This is a genomic window from Tistlia sp. (assembly GCF_040905785.1).
Taxonomy (GTDB): domain Bacteria; phylum Pseudomonadota; class Alphaproteobacteria; order Kiloniellales; family DSM-21159; genus Tistlia.
Map to the genome: position 1 here is coordinate 19,132 of NZ_JBBDQW010000077.1, position 14,807 is coordinate 33,938.

Consider the following 14,807-nt stretch of genomic DNA (forward strand, 5'->3'; position numbering starts at 1 on the left):
CCCCCCCCCCCCCCCGCTTCCGTTCGTCTTCGCTCTAGGTAACGGGGGCCATGGCCAAGCAGGATTACTACCAGACGCTGGGTGTCGAGCGCGGCGCCGGCCTCGACGAGCTCAAGCGGGCCTACCGCAAGCTCGCGATGGCACACCACCCGGATCGCAACCCCGGCGATGCCGAGGCGGAGCGCAAGTTCAAGGAGATCAACGAGGCCTACGACGTCCTCAAGGACCCGAACAAGCGCGCACAATACGACCGCTTCGGCCACGCCGCCTTCGACGGCATGGGCGGGGGGCCGCGCCCCGGCGGCGGCGGCTTCGACTTCACCGGCTTCGCCGACATCTTCGACGAGATGTTCGGCGACTTCACCGGGCGCGGCGGCCGCCAGACCGGCCAGCACGGCGCCGACCTGCGCTTCAACATGGAGATCGGCCTCGAAGAGGCCTACGAGGGCAAGCAGGCGCAGATCCGCGTGCCGACCAGCGTCGGCTGCGAGACCTGCAGCGGCAGCGGCGCCAAGCCGGGCACCAGCCCCGTCGCCTGCTCGACCTGCGGCGGGCGCGGCCGGATTCGCGCTCAGCAGGGTTTCTTCACCATCGAGCGCACCTGCCCGAGCTGCCAGGGCCAGGGCCGGGTCATCGAGGACCCCTGCGAGGGCTGCGGCGGCGCCGGCCGGGTGCACCGCGAAAAGACCCTCCAGGTCAACATCCCGCCGGGCGTCGAGGACGGCACCCGCATCCGCCTGGCAGGCGAGGGCGAGGCCGGCGTGCGCGGCGCGCCGCCGGGCGACCTCTACATCTTCCTGTCGATCAAGCCGCACCGCTTCTTCCAGCGCGACGGCGCCAACCTCTATTGCCGGGTCCCGATCCCGATGACCACGGCGGCGCTCGGCGGCAGCGTCGAGGTGCCGACCCTGGAGGGCAGCGGCGCCAAGGTGACGGTGCCCGCGGGGACCCAGTCGGGCACCCAGTTCCGCCTGCGCGGCAAGGGCATGCCGGTGCTGCGCTCGACCGCCAGCGGTGACCTCTACATCCAGGTCTCCGTCGAGGTGCCGGTCAACATGACCAAGCGCCAGCGCGAGCTGCTCGAGGAGTTCGCCGCCGAGTTCGGCGACGGCGAGGCGCGCCACCACCCGGAGTCCTCCGGCTTCTTTGCTCGGGTCAAGGAGTTCTTCGAGGACCTGACGGAATAGCCATGGGCATCCGTCCCCAGTCCGTGCCGCTGCGCCCGCTCAGCGGGCCGCAGCGAGCCTGGGGCCGGGTCGTGGCGCGAATCCATCATTTCCACTGGGTCGACGAGTCCGTGGCGCGGAGCGGCCAGGCCTATTTCGGCCACACCGGCCTGCTGCTCGACCTCTACGGCCTGCGCAGCCTGCTCAACCTGCGCGGCGAGAACAGCGGCGCGCCCTGGTACGAGGCCGAGAAGGCAGCCTGCCTGGCGCGCGGCCTGCCCCTCTACAGCGTCGCTCTGAGCTCCCGCCGCCTGCCCCATCGCGCCGCCCTGCTGACGCTGCTGCAGGCTCTCGAGCAGGCGCCCAAGCCCCTGCTGATGAAGTGTTCCGGTGGCGCCGACCGGACCGGCTTCGCCGCCGGCCTGCATCTCGTCGCCCGCCACGGCAGGGCCGGCCTGCCCGCGGCGCGCCGCCAGCTCGCCCGCTGGCCCTACCTGCACCTCCCGAAGAAGCAGCAGAAGTGGCTGCGGCCCTTCTTCGACTTCGTCGAGGAGGGCCTCGGCCAGGGCCAGGGCTTGCACGGAACCGGCGAGCGGACGCTGGCCGAGTGGATCGCAGAGGACTACGACCCCCTGGCGCTGGCCGCCTGGCTCGACGCGCGCGGACTCAGCGGCGGCTGGCGCCCCCCTGCCCGGGTCGCCTGATCGCCTGCCTCGCTGCGCTCAGACGTTGCGCTTCGACCAGTCGTCGACCTGCCGCTCCGCCTCTTCCTTGGCAATGCCGTAGCGCTCCTGGATTCGCCCGATCAGCTGGTCACGGTCGCCGGCGGCGCGCTCGAGGTCGTCGTCCGTCAGGTCGCCCCACTGCTCCCGCGCCATGCCCTTCATCTGCGTCCACTTGCCCTTGATCTGGTCCCAGTTCATGGCGCTGCTCCTTCCGAGGTTGCGTGAAGCGTCTCACGCAACAACGGGGGCCTCGCCGAACCGTTCCCGGCCCGCCTCCGGCGCCCGCCGCTAGTCCTGCTTCGGCAGGTAGTCGTCGCGCCACTTCAGGGTCAGGTTGAAGGAAATCGAGACGCGCTCGGCGCGGGCCAGGTTCGGATGCACGAAGTGATGCAGGAAGGCCGGCCAGAGCAGGATCGTGCCGGCCGCCGGCAGGATCGTGTGCTCGGCCTCGATCTGCGGGTCGCCGGCGATCGCGGTCATGTTTGCCTGCGGGCGCGGGTCGTAGAAGGAGATCGCGCCCGGCCGCCGGTCGCCGCGCCCCGGCAGGGGCTCGTTGGCCGAGGCTAGCGGCACCGAGACGTAGTAGGTGCCCGACAGGTAGGCGTGCGGATGGTTGTGCAGGTCGTGGTAGTCGCCGAAGCGATTGACGTTGGCCCAGCCGTGCAGGCTCCAGTCGACCCGGTAAGCCAGGCCGCAGCGCTTCAGGTAGTCGATCGCCGTCTTGTTGATGCAGTCGCGCAGCCAGTCGAGCGCCGGGTGCTGGCGGGCGAGCAGGTTGTCGCCGCGGTAGTCGGTCGTCAGGTCGGCCCTCTGGGTCTCCTCCGCGGCGATCAGCTGGCCGAGCACCTGGTTGGCGGCCTCGGCACCGGGCAGCCGGCGCTGCAGCAGCAGCGTCGGCCAGAGCGCGAGGAAGCCGTCGGCGTCGGGCGCGCGGGCGGTCATCGACCGCTTCCGCCGCTCTGCGCTGCCAGCCAGCCGGCGCGGTGCGCGACGAAGAAGGCCACGTCCTCGCCGTAGGCCCGGATGTTGCCGGCCCGCCTCAGGCCGACCTTGGCCAGGACCGCCTGGGAGCCGCGGTTGGCGTGGTCGGTGACGCCGACGATCGGGTCCAGCCCGAGCGTCTCGAAGCCGAAGCGGAGCAGCGCTGCGGCGGCCTCCGTGGCGACGCCCCGGCCCCAGGCGGCGCGCCGGTAGCGATAGCCGATCTCGACCGGCTGGCCGGCCCTGTCCTCGAGCGGAAAGAGGGCGCACCAGCCCAGGAACTCGCCGCCGTCGCGGGCGGCGACGTAGAACTGCCGGCCGACGGCGGGCCAGCCGCTCTCGATCCTCTCGAGGAGGCGGCGCCGCTTCGCCTCCAGATCCGGCGGCGACCCCGGCAGGGGCTCGACGAAGCGCATCACCTCGGGGTCGCGGTCCATCTCCAGGTGCGCCTCGACGTCCTCCAGCCGCGGCGGGCGGAGCCGCAGGCGCTCGGTCAGGATCTCGGCGGGCGCGGCATCGACCATGACAGGGTGATAGCCCCGCCGGAGGCCGCTTGGCCAGGGCCGAGCGGGCTCGACATCGCCCGGTGCCTGCTCTAGCACAGCCTTGCCGCCACCCGCCTCGCCGCGAGAGGCCCTGCCACCCCGCCGGGAGACCGCCGATGACCGCCCTTCGCCTCGCTATCCTCGGCTGCTCGGGCCGCATGGGCCGGCTCCTGGTCGAGACCGCGCGCGCCGACCCCGACTGCCGGCTGGTCGCCGGCATCGAGGGGCCCGGCAGCCGCGCCCTGGGCTGGGATCTCGGCACGGCGGCGGGCGGCCAGCCGCTCGGCGTCGAGGTCACCGGCGATGCCCGCGGCGCCCTCGAGCTGGCCGACGTCGCCATCGACTTCACGCTGCCCGCGGCGACGCTGGTCCACGCTGACCTCGCCGCCGAGACCGGGACCGCCCTGGTCATCGGCACCACCGGCCTGGCCGCCGCGCAGCTCGAACTGGTTGCGGCGGCGGCGGCGCGTGCGCCGGTCCTGCGCTCAGCCAACATGAGCCTGGGCGTCAACCTGCTGCTCGCGCTGGTTGAGCAGGCGGCGGCACGGCTGCCGGCCGAGGACTACGACATCGAGATCCTCGAGATGCACCACCGCCACAAGGTCGACGCCCCCTCCGGCACCGCCCTGGCGCTCGGCGAGGCGGCCGCGGCCGGCCGCGGCGTCGCGCTCGAGGACGCCTCGGTGCGGGTGCGCGACGGCCATACCGGCGCGCGCGAGGCCGGCGCGATCGGCTTCGCGACCCTGCGCGGCGGCGACGTCGCCGGCGATCACGAGGTGATCTTCGCCGCCGAGGGCGAGCGGCTGCTGCTGGGCCACCGCGCCTCCAACCGCGCGGTCTTCGCCCGGGGCGCGATCTGCGCCGCCAAGTGGCTCGCCGGCCAGCCGGCCGGGCTCTACTCGATGAAGGACGTGCTGGGACTCTGAGGCACTGGCGCCGTCAGGTCTCGGGCGCCAGGCCTTGCGGCGCGGCGACCGCGGACGCGGCGGCCGGTGGCCCCGTGCCGTGCAGCCTGTCGAGCTCGTGCCGCAGGGCGCGGGCCAGGTCGAGGCGCTCCTGGGCGCTCAGGAAGCTGCCGATGGCCAGGCTGCGGCCATGGCTGCGCAGCCTGAGCGGGCTGTCCGGCTCGGGCGGGTCGGCGATCTCGACCCGCAGCCAGTAGGGCTGGAATCGCCAGGTGCGCTCCGCGCCGTCGGGACCGACGCGGCGCACGGTCAGGCGCTCGGAAGTCAGCTCGAGGCGCTCGAAGGCGCCGGCGCGGCGGTAGTTGATCCGGAAGGCGCCGTAGACCAGCAGGACCTCCAGGCCCAGGAAGCCGAAGACCGGCCAGGCGCCCATAAGGAAGAAGGCGGTGCCGGCGACGAAGGCGACGCCGGCGATCGCGCTCATCAGCAGCAGGAAGCCGCGCGGGCTCAGGCTGCGGTGGGGCGTCAGCAGGGCCTCGAACAGGACCGGCGTGCCGGTTCCGCTCGGCCCGGGCTCGACCTGGGCGTCGCTCATGGTCCGATGATATGGCCTCGCGGCGGCGCTTGGTAAGACCCTGCGGCGCCGGTGCGCTCGAGGCTTGCCCGGCTCGGCGGCCCGGGTAGGGTGGCGCGGCAACCAGGGGAACCCGTGCCATGCCGATGACCCGAGCCGAGGCCGCCCGCTTCTTCGACCGCCTGGCCGAGCGCCTGCCGGAGCCGAAGGGCGAGCTCGACTACGTCAATCCCTACACCCTGCTGGTCGCCGTCGTGCTCTCGGCCCAGGCGACCGACGTCGGCGTCAACCGGGCGACCGGCCCGCTGTTCGAGGTCGCCGACACGCCGCAGAAGATGGTCGCCCTCGGCGAGGCCCGGCTGAAGGCCTTCATCAAGACCATCGGGCTGTTCAACACCAAGGCCAAGAACGTGATCGCGCTCTCGGAGCTGCTGATCCGCGAGCACGGCGGCGCGGTGCCGGCCGAGCGCGAGGCGCTGGTCCGGCTGCCCGGCGTCGGCCGCAAGACCGCCAACGTCGTGCTCAACATCGCCTTCGGCCAGCCGACCATCGCCGTCGACACGCACATCTTCCGGATCGGCAACCGCACCGGCCTGGCGCCCGGCAAGACGCCGCAGGAGGTCGAGCGCCGGCTCGAGAAGGTCGTGCCGAAGCACCGGCTGCAGCACGCCCACCACTGGCTGATCCTGCACGGCCGCTACGTCTGCAAGGCGCGCCGGCCGGACTGCCCCGCCTGCGTCGTCGCCGACCTCTGCCGCTACAAGGCCAAGACCCTGGCGCCCTGAGCCGTCGCAGGGCGGCTCCCGCCGCCTTCCCGCGCCCACGCCCCTCGAGGCTCGGGACGAAGCGAGGCAGGGGCGAACGGCGGAGTCACAGGCGGAGCGCCGTCTCGCTCGTTCCGCCCGCACATTACCCGCTTCATCCCGAGCGCTCCCGCCGGGGCGCAGTCGAGGGACGCACGGGCGGTGCCAGGGGCCCGCTTCCGGCCGCGGCCCGTGCGCCCCTCGACGAGCTCGGGGTGAAGTGAGGCAGGGGCGAACGGCGGGGCCGGGCGGCCGCCGTCTCGTTGTTTCCGCCGGCACGAACCGCAGCGCTGCCTGCCCTCACCCCATGCCCAGCCAGATGAAGAGGGCCGAGAGGGTGACCACAGAGGCGACCGTCGAGATCAGGATCACGGCGACCGAGCGCTGGATGTAGATCCCGTACTCCTGGGCCAGGACGAACATCAGGGCACCGGTCGGCAGCGCCGCCATGATCACCGCCGAGAGCGCCCAGATCCGCGGCATCTCCAGCAGGTCGAAGGCCAGCCAGAAGGCGATCGCCGGCATCACCAGCAGCTTCAGGAAGGTCACCCAGCCGACCTCGCCGAGCCCGGCCGTGAAGGACTTGCCGACCATGAACAGGCCCATGGCGAAGAGCGCGCAGGGCCCCGCCGCCGCGCCGAGCAGGGCGGTGAAGGCGATCACCGGTTCGGCGAGGCCGAGGCCGGTCGTCGACCAGAGCAGGCCGGCGATGGCAGACACGATGAGCGGCGACTTGACCAGCCCGAGCAGGGTGTCGCGCAGGATGTGCTGCCAGCTTGCGCCCGGCCGGTCCGATTCCAGCAGCACGATGCCGAGGCCGATGACCACGGCGCCGTTGACCACCGTGGCGATGACGCCGGGCAGCGTGCCCTCGGCCCCGAAGGCGATCTGCAACAGCGGGATGCCCATGTAGCCGGTGTTCGAGAAGATCGCCGAGAGCGCGTGCATCGACAGGCCGCCGAAGCGGTTCGGGAAGGCGAAGGCGGCGACGGCCAGGGCCAGCGCAAAGGTCGCCAGGGCGCTGCCGCCGTAGGCGATCAGATAGGGGAAGTTGAAGATCTCCGAGGTCGGCACCTGGGCCATCGAGCCGAAGAACAGGGCCGGCAGGGCGCACCAGAAGACGAAGCCGTTGAGCGCCTGGCTGCTCGCGGGCCCGAGCAGCTTGAGGCGCCCGGCGGCATAGCCGGCGGCCATGATCGCGAAGACCGGCAGGACGACGTTGACCACGGATTCCATCGGGCCGGCACTGTGACGAGCGCCCGGGCCGCTGTCGAGCCTCGGCACGGCAGGGCTCGGCTGCGCCGCCCGCGGCACCTCGATACCGCGCCGGGTTGACCCGAGCCCTCGCTGGCCCCTAGTTAACGGCGCACACGAACGGGAGCCCCACGCCGGTGAGCCAGCAACTCGACGTCCATTCCGCCCTGATCTACACGATGGTCCTGGCCTCGGCCGCGGATTCGGAGATGACCGGCCCCGAGGTCGGCGTGATGAGCGAGATCATCAAGCTGCTGCCGGTCTTCGAGGCCTACGACCTGGCCACGCTCAGCACCACGGCGGCCGGCTGCGCCGAGCTGCTGGCCGACGAGAACGGCATCGACGAGGCGCTCGAGATGATCGACCGGGCGCTGCCGGAGAAGCTGCGGGAGACCGCCTACGCCCTGGCGGTCGACGTGGTCGCCGCCGACGGCAAGGCCAGCCAGGAGGAGCTTCGCCTGCTCGAGATGCTGCGCCACAAAATTGGCGTCGGCCGGCTCGAGGCCGCGGCGATCGAGCGCGGCGCGGGGGCGCGCTTCCGCAAGCTGTGAGCCGGCCTCTGGCAGCAGTCCGCGGCGCCTGCTGCTAACCTTCTGGAATCATTAATTATTCCCCTTGTAGGCTGGAACCTCTTCTCGCCATGCTGTCGTTGTTGACGCATGAACCGTGGGATAGGAGGCCGATTCGCTCATGGCTTCGCTCAGTCTTCAGATGCGCGATTGGCGGCTAACCACCGCCGAAATCCTCTATCACCTGCCCGACCACCCGCACCTGCTGCAGTCCTTCACCTGGCAGGAATACGACCTGCCGCCCCAGTTCCCGCAGCTCCGCCAGTTCCTCGACTTCTGGAACAGCAACCTCGACGGCAAGCTGCATTCCGTGAAGATCGCCCACCTGCCGCTGGTCAGTCCGGGGACGACCCAGCACGCGGACTGCCTCTTGACCCTGCAATAGCCCGAGCAGGCTGGCGGCGGCGCAGCCGGGCCGGTACACCCGCCGCATGTCGCGCCACCGCCCCGGCCTGCTCGTCGCCCTGCTCTGCCTCGCCCAGGTCCTGGGAATGGCGGGCAACGCCACCTTCCCGGCGCTGATCCCGACCTTCCGCCTGGAGTGGGGCCTGGACAACGCCGAGGCCGGCTGGCTGGGCGGCCTCTACTACGCCGGCTACGTCGCCGCGGTGCCGCTGCTGGTCGCGCTCACCGACGCCCGCGACGCGCGCGGCATCTACCTCGCCTCGAGCCTGGCCGGCAGCCTTTCGCTGCTCGGCTTCGCCCTGCTGGCCGAGGGATTCTGGAGCGCCCTGCCGTTCCGCCTCCTCGGCGGCATCGGCCTCGCCGGCACCTACATGGTCGGCCTGCGCCTGCTCAGCGACCGCCTGCCGCAGCAGTGGCAGGGCCGCGGGGTCGGCTGGTACACCGCCCACTTCTCCCTCGGCGTCAGCCTGTCGGTGCTGCTCGCCGGCGAGGTCGCTGGGCGGCTCGGCTGGGCGGCGGCCTTCTGGATCGCCGGCCTGCTGACTGCCGGCGCCGGCCTCCTCGTGCTGCTGGCGACCCGGCCCCTGCCAAGGCCCGCTTCGGCCGACCCGGCGGCGCGCCGCAACCCCCTCGACCTGCGGCCGGCGCTGCGCAACCGTGCGGCCCTTGCCTACAACCTGTCCTACGCCTGCCACATCTGGGAGCTGTTCGGCTTCCGCGCCTGGGTCGTCGCCTTCCTGGTCTTTGCCCTGGCCGCCCAGGGCCGCGAAACCCTGTTCGGCGGCAGCGCGACGCAGCTGGCGACGGTGCTGCTGCTGCTCGGCCTGCCGGCCTCCGTCGCCGGCAGCTATCTCGCCGAGCGCTACGGCCGCCGCCGGCTCGTCAGCCTGGTGCTCTGCGCCTCGGCGACCCTGGCCGCCGTGCTCGGCTTCGCCGCCGCCGCCCCGCTGTGGCTGCTGGCGGTCCTGCTGGTCGCCTACGGCCTGCTGGTCATGGGCGATTCGGGCGCGCTCACGGGCGGCGCCGTGCTCAACGCCGAGCCCGAGCGCAAGGGCGCGACCATGGCCGTCCATGCGCTGCTCGGCTTCGGCGCCGGCGCGGTCAGTCCGGTGGTCTTCGGCCTGGTGCTGGACGCCGCCGGCCCTGATGCGCCGACCGGCTGGGGCCTGGCCTTCGCCACGCTCGCCGCCGGGGCGATCCTGGGTCCGCTGCTGCTGCGGGCGCTGCTGCGCTGAGCCGGCGCGGCCTCAGAGCGCGCCGACCAGGATGTCGACGACGCGCTGGCTCGCCTCGGAGATGAGCACGACGTCGCGTCCGACCGAGTAGTAGCGATGGCCCTCGTAGTGCGGCAGCTGGCCGAGCAGCGAGGCCGGCAGCTGCTTCTTCGCGATACCGGGCGGCAAAGGCTTGCCGCGCGCCAGGTTCCTGGCGATGCCCGGCGGCAGCGCCTCCGGGCGCGGATGGCCCGCCGTCCGCTCGTAGCGCTCGATCAGGGCCGCGGCGGCGCCGGTGATGGCGATGCCACCGGCTGCCGGCCGGTCCGAGCGCTTCGCCGGCTTGTCGACGTGGTCGGCCTTGTCGGCACGGTCGGGCTTGCCAGCCTGACCGGACTTGCCGGCGTGATCCGGCTTGCCCGCGGCGACGGCCGGCGAGTCGAGGGTGCCGGCCCAGGGCGCGGCGACGAGGGAGAGGGCTGCGAGAGCGACGATGAGGGCGGTCTTGCGGAACATGGGACGGACTCCTGGTGCTCGCCGACGGCGAAGTCACCGGGTAAACAAACCTATCGCGCGAAATGTTCCTCTTTTCTCCCGTAACGCGCGAGGATTGGTCTCAGTCTCGGGCACGCGGGTGAGCGGCGGCGTAGACGTCGAGCAGCCGTCGGCTGTCGACAGCGGTGTAGCGCTGGGTCGTCGAGAGCGAGGCGTGGCCGAGCAGCTCCTGGATCGCCCTCAGGTCGCCGCCGGCGCCGAGCAGGTGGGTCGCGAAGGAATGGCGCAGGGCGTGCGGGGTCGCGCTCGCCGGCAGGCCGAGCCGGCCACGCAGCAGCTGCACGCGCCGCTGCACCTCGCGCGGCGAAAGCGGCCCGCCGCGCCGCGCCCGGAACAGCGCGCCCTCCTCGGGCAGCGGCCAGGGGCAGGCGGCGCGGTAGGCGGCGACCGCCTCGCCGATCGCCGGCAGCAGCGGCACCTGGCGCTGCTTGCGGCCCTTGCCGAGCACGGTCAGGCCGTCCTGGCCGGGCTTCGGCGCCTCGCGCACGGTCAGCTCCAGGGCTTCCGAGATGCGCAGGCCGGCGCCGTAGAGCAGCAGCAGCACGGCGGTATCGCGCAGCGCGATCCAGGGCTCGTCGGAGAGCTCGCCGACGCTCTCGACGGCGTCGCGCGCGTCGGCGGCGGTCAGCGCCTTCGGCACCGGCCGGTCGAGCTTCGGCGTACGCACGGTGGGGAGCACCGCGTTCTCCATGACCCCCTGGCGCGCCGTCCAGCGGAAGAAGCCGCGCACCGTCGAGAGCGCGCGCGCGGTCGAGCTCTTGGCCAAGCCCCGGCGGGCGCGGGCGGCCAGCCAGGCGCGGAAGTCCGCCGCCCGCAACGCCGCCAGGTCGGCGAGGCCCGGCGCCTGTCCGAGATGGCCGGCGAGAAAGGCCAGGAAGCCGTCCAGATCGGCGGTGTAGGCGACCAGCGTGTGGGCCGAGGCCCGCTTCTCGTTGCGCAGCCAGGCCTGCCAGGTCTCGACGGCGGCCAGCAGGTCGGGCGCCGCGGCCCGGCCGAGCGCGGCTCCGGCTACTCCGGCAGCTCGAGCCATGCCCTGAGCTGGCTTTCCAGCACCTGGCCCAGGAAGGCCAGCAGCTCGGTGCCCTGGGAGGGCTGGAAGTGCCCGGGCTGGCGCGAGCCGAGGGCGAGCAGGCTCGGCGGCGTGGCGCTGGAGACCTGCAGGCGGACCAGGGCCTGCGACTGCACGATGCCCGCGGTCGGGCCGAACAGTGAGGGGTCGCCCGGCAGCTCGGCCTCCAGCCGGATCGTCTTGCCCGGGCCGAGCAGCGCCGTGACCGCGCCGGGGGCGACGCGCAGCACGCCGCGTGTGCGCACCTCCGAGGGGCTGTCGATCGCCGGCTCGACGCAGATCGTCACGGCGTCGAGGTCGAGGATCGCGGTCAGGTCGGTGGCGACCGTCTCGATCAGGTGCTCGAAGGAGCGCGCGCTCAGCAGCGCCAGGGCGCCCTGTTGGGTCCGGCTCTGGGCGTGCTGGTTGCTGCGCAGGGTCAGCAGCAGGTCCTCGTGGCTGCGGCGCAGCGCCTCGTTCTCATGGCGCAGCCGCTCGACCATCGCCTGCTGCAGGTCGACGACGCCGGGGCCGGCGGCGGCCACGGCGGGGCGCGCCGGCGCGCTCAGCACGTCGAGCAGGTCGGGCCGCTCGGCCAGGAAATCCGGGTGACGGCGCAGGTAGGCCGCGACCTGATCGTCGTCCACCGCCTGGCGGGCGAGCGGCTCGCCGGTTGCCGACGGCCTGGCCTCGGCCGATTTCTGCTCTGCCGCTGGATCGCGGCGGTTCTGCGTCACAGACTTCTCCCCTTCTGCCGCGACTCCGAAGCTTCGCCTAGACTCTAACCCATGGCTTGCCCCGGTGAAAGCACCGCCCCCGCGGCCGAGCGGGCGCCCGAGGCCGGCAGCAGCCTGCCGGTCCTGCTGCCGCTGCCCCTGGGCGGCAGCTACAGCTACCTGCCGTGGCCCCGGGACGGTGGCGGCGAACCGGAGCTGGCGCCCGGCGATCTCGTCGCGGTGCCGCTCGGCCGCCGGGAGACCTGGGGCGTCGTCTGGGACCACGAGATCGGCGCCGACGGCGGCCCCAGCGCGGCCGCGGCGCCCGACCCCGCGCGGCTGAAGCCGATCGGCGCGCGCCTGCCGGCGCCGCCGCTGCCCGCGGTCTCGCGCCGCTTCGTCGAGTGGGTCGCCGGCTACACGATGGCGGCGCCGGGCGCGGTGCTGCGCATGGTCGTCTCCGTGTCCTCGGCGCTGCAGCCGCCGCGGCCACGGCAGCTCGTCCGTGCCGCTTCGCCGCGCCCCGAGGGCCTGCGCCCGACGCCGCAGCGCCTTGCGGTCCTGGAGGCCGCCGCCGCGGGCGGCGCGCGGCCGGCCGGGGAACTGGCCCGCGCCGCCGGCGTGACCCCGGAGGTCGTGCGCAAGCTGATCGCGCTCGGCGCGCTGGAGAGCCTCGAGCTGCCGGCGCCGCCGGCCTTCGCGGCACCGGACTGGCGTCGGCCGCCGGTCGACTTCTCTGCGGCCCAGGCGGCGGCGGCCGAGGTGCTGACCGGCAAGTTCGGGCGGGGCTTCTCGGTGACCCTGCTGGACGGCGTCACCGGCTCGGGCAAGACCGAGGTCTACCTGGAGGCCGTGGCGGCTGCCCTGGCGCGCGGCGAGCAGGCGCTGGTGCTGTTGCCGGAGATCGCGCTCTCGGCGCAGTGGCTGGAGCGCTTCCGGCGGCGCTTCGGCGTGGCGCCGGCCGAATGGCACAGCGACCTCAATCCGACCCAGCGCCGGCGCACCTGGCGCGCCGTCGCCGAGGGCGAGGCGCGCGTCGTCGTCGGTGCCCGCTCGGCGCTCTTCCTGCCCTACCCCCGGCTCGGCGCGCTCGTCGTCGACGAGGAGCACGACGGTGCCTTCAAGCAGGAGGAGGGCGTGATCTACCACGCCCGCGACATGGCGGTGGTGCGTGCCCGGCTCGGCGAGATCCCGATCGTCCTCGCCTCGGCGACGCCTTCCCTGGAATCCCTGGTCAACGTCCAGGCCGGAAAGTACGGCGAGGTCCGCCTGCCCGACCGCCACGGCGGCGCGCTGCTGCCCGAGATCGCCTCGATCGACCTGCGCGTCGAGAAGCCGGAGCGGCTTCCCGACGGCAACCCCGGCTGGCTGGCGCCGCCGCTCCGCGCGGCCCTGGCCGAGACCCTGGCCGCTGGCGAGCAGGGCCTGCTGTTCCTGAACCGCCGCGGCTATGCGCCGCTGACCCTCTGCGACGCCTGCGGCCACCGCCTGCAGTGCCCGAACTGCACCGCCTGGCTGGTCGAGCACCGCTTCCGCGGCCGGCTGTTCTGCCATCACTGCGGCTACGGCCGGCCGCTGCCGCCGGCCTGTCCGGCCTGCGGCGCCGAGGACAGCTGGCGGGCCTGCGGGCCCGGCGTCGAGCGGCTGCAGGAGGAGGCGCGGCTGCTGTTCCCCGAGGCGCGCATCGCGCTCGCCTCCTCAGACACCCTGACCGGGCCGCGGGCCGCCAGCGAGCTGGTCGAGCGGCTGCGCGACCGCGAGATCGACCTCCTGGTCGGCACCCAGATCGTCGCCAAGGGCCACCACTTCCCGCACCTGACCTGCGTCGGCGTCGTCGATGCCGACCTCGGCCTCGCCGGCGGCGACCTGCGCGCCCTGGAGCGGACCTGGCAGCTGCTCCAGCAGGTCGCCGGCCGCGCCGGCCGCGACCTGCTGCCCGGCCGCGTCTTCCTGCAGAGCCACGACCCCGAGCATCCGGTGCTGCGCGCTCTGGTCGCGGGCGACCGCGAGGGCTTCCTGGCCTACGAGACCGAGGAGCGGCGGCGCGGCAACAATCCGCCCTTCACGCGCCTTGCCGCGCTGATCCTGAGCGATCCCGACGCCCGCCGCCTCGACGATCTGGCCCGCAGCTTGGCCCGCGCCGCGCCACGCCGGGAGGGGCTGGAGGTCCTCGGGCCGACCGAGGCGCCGCTGGCGGTGATCCGCGGCCGCCACCGGCGCCGCTTCCTGGTCCGCGCGCGCCGCGACCTGCCGCTGCAGCGCCTGCTGCGCGCCTGGCTGGCGGCGGTCAAGGTGCCCTCGAGCGCCCGCCTGGCCGTCGACATCGACCCCTACTCCTTCTTCTAGGGCCGCCGGATCGGCGCCAGGCGCTCCCACGCTGGCATGGTTCGCCCTTCACTCTGAGCTTGTCGAAGGGCGAACCACGAAGCGCGAGCTGCACCTCCGCATCCAAGAGAGCAGGTCGCCCCTACCCCGAGAAGCGCAGAGAGAGGCAGGAGAGGCCGCCGTCGAGCTTGGCCGCCTCGGAGAGGTCGAGGACGGCGAGATCGTAGCCCGCGGCCGCCAGCCGCTCGGCGGTGCGCGGGAAGCCTGCGGCCAGGAAGACCCGGTCGTTGACCCGGATCGCGTTGGCCGCCGCCGCCTCGCCCGCGGCGGTCTCGATCACCCGGTAGCCGGCAAAGCAGCCGCTGGCGGCGAGACGCGGCGTCGCCAGCACCGTCTCCCCTCCGAGGGTCGCGCAGTCGCTCTTCAGGTGCAGCACGCCCGGCGGCGTGCCGGTGCGGCGCAGCGCGTAGCCGTAAGGCGCCAGCACCCGGGCCAGGGCCTCGGCGCCGGCGGCGTCGCTGCGCGCCGACAGCCCGACCAGGATCTCGCGGTCGGTGACCAGGATGTCGCCGCCGTCGATCCTGGCGGCCTCGGGGAGGTCCAGCACGTCGGGGAAGGCCGCCTCCAGGTCCGGCCGCAGCGCCGCCGCCTCGCCGCGCCGGCTCGGCGCCCCGGGCCGCAGCGCGACCGCGAGGCCGGGCAGGCAGAGCGCCGCGTCCTCGACAAAGACGCTGTCGGGGTAGTCGTCCAGCGGCGGCAGCAGGGTCACGGCGAGCCCGGCGGCCTCGAGCGCGGCGCGGTAATCGGCGTGCTGTCGCTCGAAGCGGACGAGGTCGGGGTCGCCGAGGTCCTCGGCGCGCAGGCCGCGGGCGATCGTGGCGGCGGGCCGCCGGAGAATCGCGCGGGTGAAGCGGCAGGACAGGCCGGGGCGCAGGGCCGGTGCGGCGGCACTCGGTGTTGTGGCGAAGGACATCGCGCGGCGGCTCCGCAAGGTGTACACGCCTGCCAGACTAGCCTGGGCG

General features: G+C 73.6%; 17 protein-coding genes. 8 read left to right on the forward strand and 9 right to left on the reverse strand.

Annotation, left to right across the window (positions count from 1 at the left end):
* The first annotated feature begins 50 nt into the window (after positions 1-50).
* Entirely contained in the window at positions 51-1,187 is a 1,137-nt protein-coding gene (gene dnaJ, locus WD341_RS18115) for a molecular chaperone DnaJ (protein WP_368426894.1), read from the forward strand.
* Positions 1,188-1,189: 2 nt separating this feature from the next.
* A complete protein-coding gene (locus tag WD341_RS18120; protein ID WP_368426895.1) occupies positions 1,190-1,870 on the forward strand; it encodes a tyrosine-protein phosphatase in 681 nt (226 codons plus the stop codon).
* Positions 1,871-1,888: 18 nt separating this feature from the next.
* Here the strand turns inward: WD341_RS18120 and WD341_RS18125 are convergent, their stop codons facing one another.
* The 3 genes from WD341_RS18125 to WD341_RS18135 all read right to left on the reverse strand — a co-directional run bounded on the left by WD341_RS18125 (position 1,889) and on the right by WD341_RS18135 (position 3,396).
* Complete coding sequence (locus WD341_RS18125) at positions 1,889-2,089, reverse strand: CsbD family protein (protein WP_368426896.1); 201 nt, start codon at positions 2,087-2,089, stop codon at positions 1,889-1,891.
* Positions 2,090-2,179: 90 nt separating this feature from the next.
* On the reverse strand, positions 2,180-2,833 hold the full coding sequence (locus WD341_RS18130) for a putative 2OG-Fe(II) oxygenase (protein WP_368426897.1): 654 nt from the start codon (positions 2,831-2,833) through the stop codon (positions 2,180-2,182).
* On the reverse strand, positions 2,830-3,396 hold the full coding sequence (locus WD341_RS18135) for a GNAT family N-acetyltransferase (RefSeq protein WP_368426898.1): 567 nt from the start codon (positions 3,394-3,396) through the stop codon (positions 2,830-2,832). The genes WD341_RS18130 and WD341_RS18135 overlap by 4 nt, the downstream gene beginning before the upstream one ends.
* A gap of 137 nt (positions 3,397-3,533) precedes the next feature.
* Between WD341_RS18135 and dapB the strand changes: the two genes are divergently transcribed.
* Complete coding sequence (dapB, locus tag WD341_RS18140) at positions 3,534-4,343, forward strand: 4-hydroxy-tetrahydrodipicolinate reductase (protein ID WP_368426899.1); 810 nt, start codon at positions 3,534-3,536, stop codon at positions 4,341-4,343.
* Between the two features lie 13 nt (positions 4,344-4,356).
* Here dapB and WD341_RS18145 read toward each other — a convergent pair whose 3' ends face one another.
* Positions 4,357-4,917, reverse strand: a complete 561-nt coding sequence (locus tag WD341_RS18145; protein WP_368426900.1) for a DUF2244 domain-containing protein — start codon at positions 4,915-4,917, stop codon at positions 4,357-4,359.
* Positions 4,918-5,042: 125 nt separating this feature from the next.
* On the opposite strand from WD341_RS18145, the gene nth reads away from it, so the two are divergent.
* On the forward strand, positions 5,043-5,681 hold the full coding sequence (gene nth / locus WD341_RS18150) for an endonuclease III (protein ID WP_368426960.1): 639 nt from the start codon (positions 5,043-5,045) through the stop codon (positions 5,679-5,681).
* 318 nt (positions 5,682-5,999) lie between these two features.
* On the opposite strand, the gene WD341_RS18155 is transcribed toward nth, so the two are convergent.
* Positions 6,000-6,935, reverse strand: coding sequence for an AEC family transporter (locus WD341_RS18155; protein ID WP_368426901.1), 936 nt, complete (start codon positions 6,933-6,935; stop codon positions 6,000-6,002).
* Positions 6,936-7,090: 155 nt separating this feature from the next.
* Between WD341_RS18155 and WD341_RS18160 the strand changes: the two genes are divergently transcribed.
* The 3 genes from WD341_RS18160 (at position 7,091) to WD341_RS18170 (ending at position 9,162) form a co-directional block, all read left to right on the forward strand.
* Complete coding sequence (locus WD341_RS18160) at positions 7,091-7,504, forward strand: tellurite resistance TerB family protein (RefSeq protein ID WP_368426902.1); 414 nt, start codon at positions 7,091-7,093, stop codon at positions 7,502-7,504.
* A gap of 139 nt (positions 7,505-7,643) precedes the next feature.
* Positions 7,644-7,907, forward strand: a complete 264-nt coding sequence (locus tag WD341_RS18165; RefSeq protein WP_368426903.1) for a Usg family protein — start codon at positions 7,644-7,646, stop codon at positions 7,905-7,907.
* Positions 7,908-7,953: 46 nt separating this feature from the next.
* The gene (locus tag WD341_RS18170; protein WP_368426904.1) at positions 7,954-9,162 is read left to right on the forward strand and encodes an MFS transporter; all 1,209 of its coding nucleotides are present in this window, start codon (positions 7,954-7,956) and stop codon (positions 9,160-9,162) included.
* Positions 9,163-9,174: 12 nt separating this feature from the next.
* On the opposite strand, the gene WD341_RS18175 is transcribed toward WD341_RS18170, so the two are convergent.
* From WD341_RS18175 to WD341_RS18185, 3 genes are all read right to left on the reverse strand, one after another.
* Entirely contained in the window at positions 9,175-9,657 is a 483-nt protein-coding gene (locus WD341_RS18175) for an anti-virulence regulator CigR family protein (RefSeq protein WP_368426905.1), read from the reverse strand.
* Positions 9,658-9,757: 100 nt separating this feature from the next.
* Entirely contained in the window at positions 9,758-10,726 is a 969-nt protein-coding gene (locus tag WD341_RS18180; RefSeq protein ID WP_368426906.1) for a tyrosine recombinase XerC, read from the reverse strand.
* Positions 10,705-11,481, reverse strand: coding sequence for a DUF484 family protein (locus tag WD341_RS18185; RefSeq protein WP_368426907.1), 777 nt, complete (start codon positions 11,479-11,481; stop codon positions 10,705-10,707). The genes WD341_RS18180 and WD341_RS18185 overlap by 22 nt, the downstream gene beginning before the upstream one ends.
* A 51-nt stretch (positions 11,482-11,532) precedes the next feature.
* Here WD341_RS18185 and WD341_RS18190 point away from each other — a divergent pair, with 51 nt between their 5' ends.
* A complete protein-coding gene (locus WD341_RS18190) occupies positions 11,533-13,806 on the forward strand; it encodes a primosomal protein N' (RefSeq protein WP_368426908.1) in 2,274 nt (757 codons plus the stop codon).
* 121 nt (positions 13,807-13,927) lie between these two features.
* Here WD341_RS18190 and WD341_RS18195 read toward each other — a convergent pair whose 3' ends face one another.
* On the reverse strand, positions 13,928-14,758 hold the full coding sequence (locus WD341_RS18195; RefSeq protein WP_368426909.1) for a dimethylarginine dimethylaminohydrolase family protein: 831 nt from the start codon (positions 14,756-14,758) through the stop codon (positions 13,928-13,930).
* Positions 14,759-14,807: the final 49 nt, after the last annotated feature.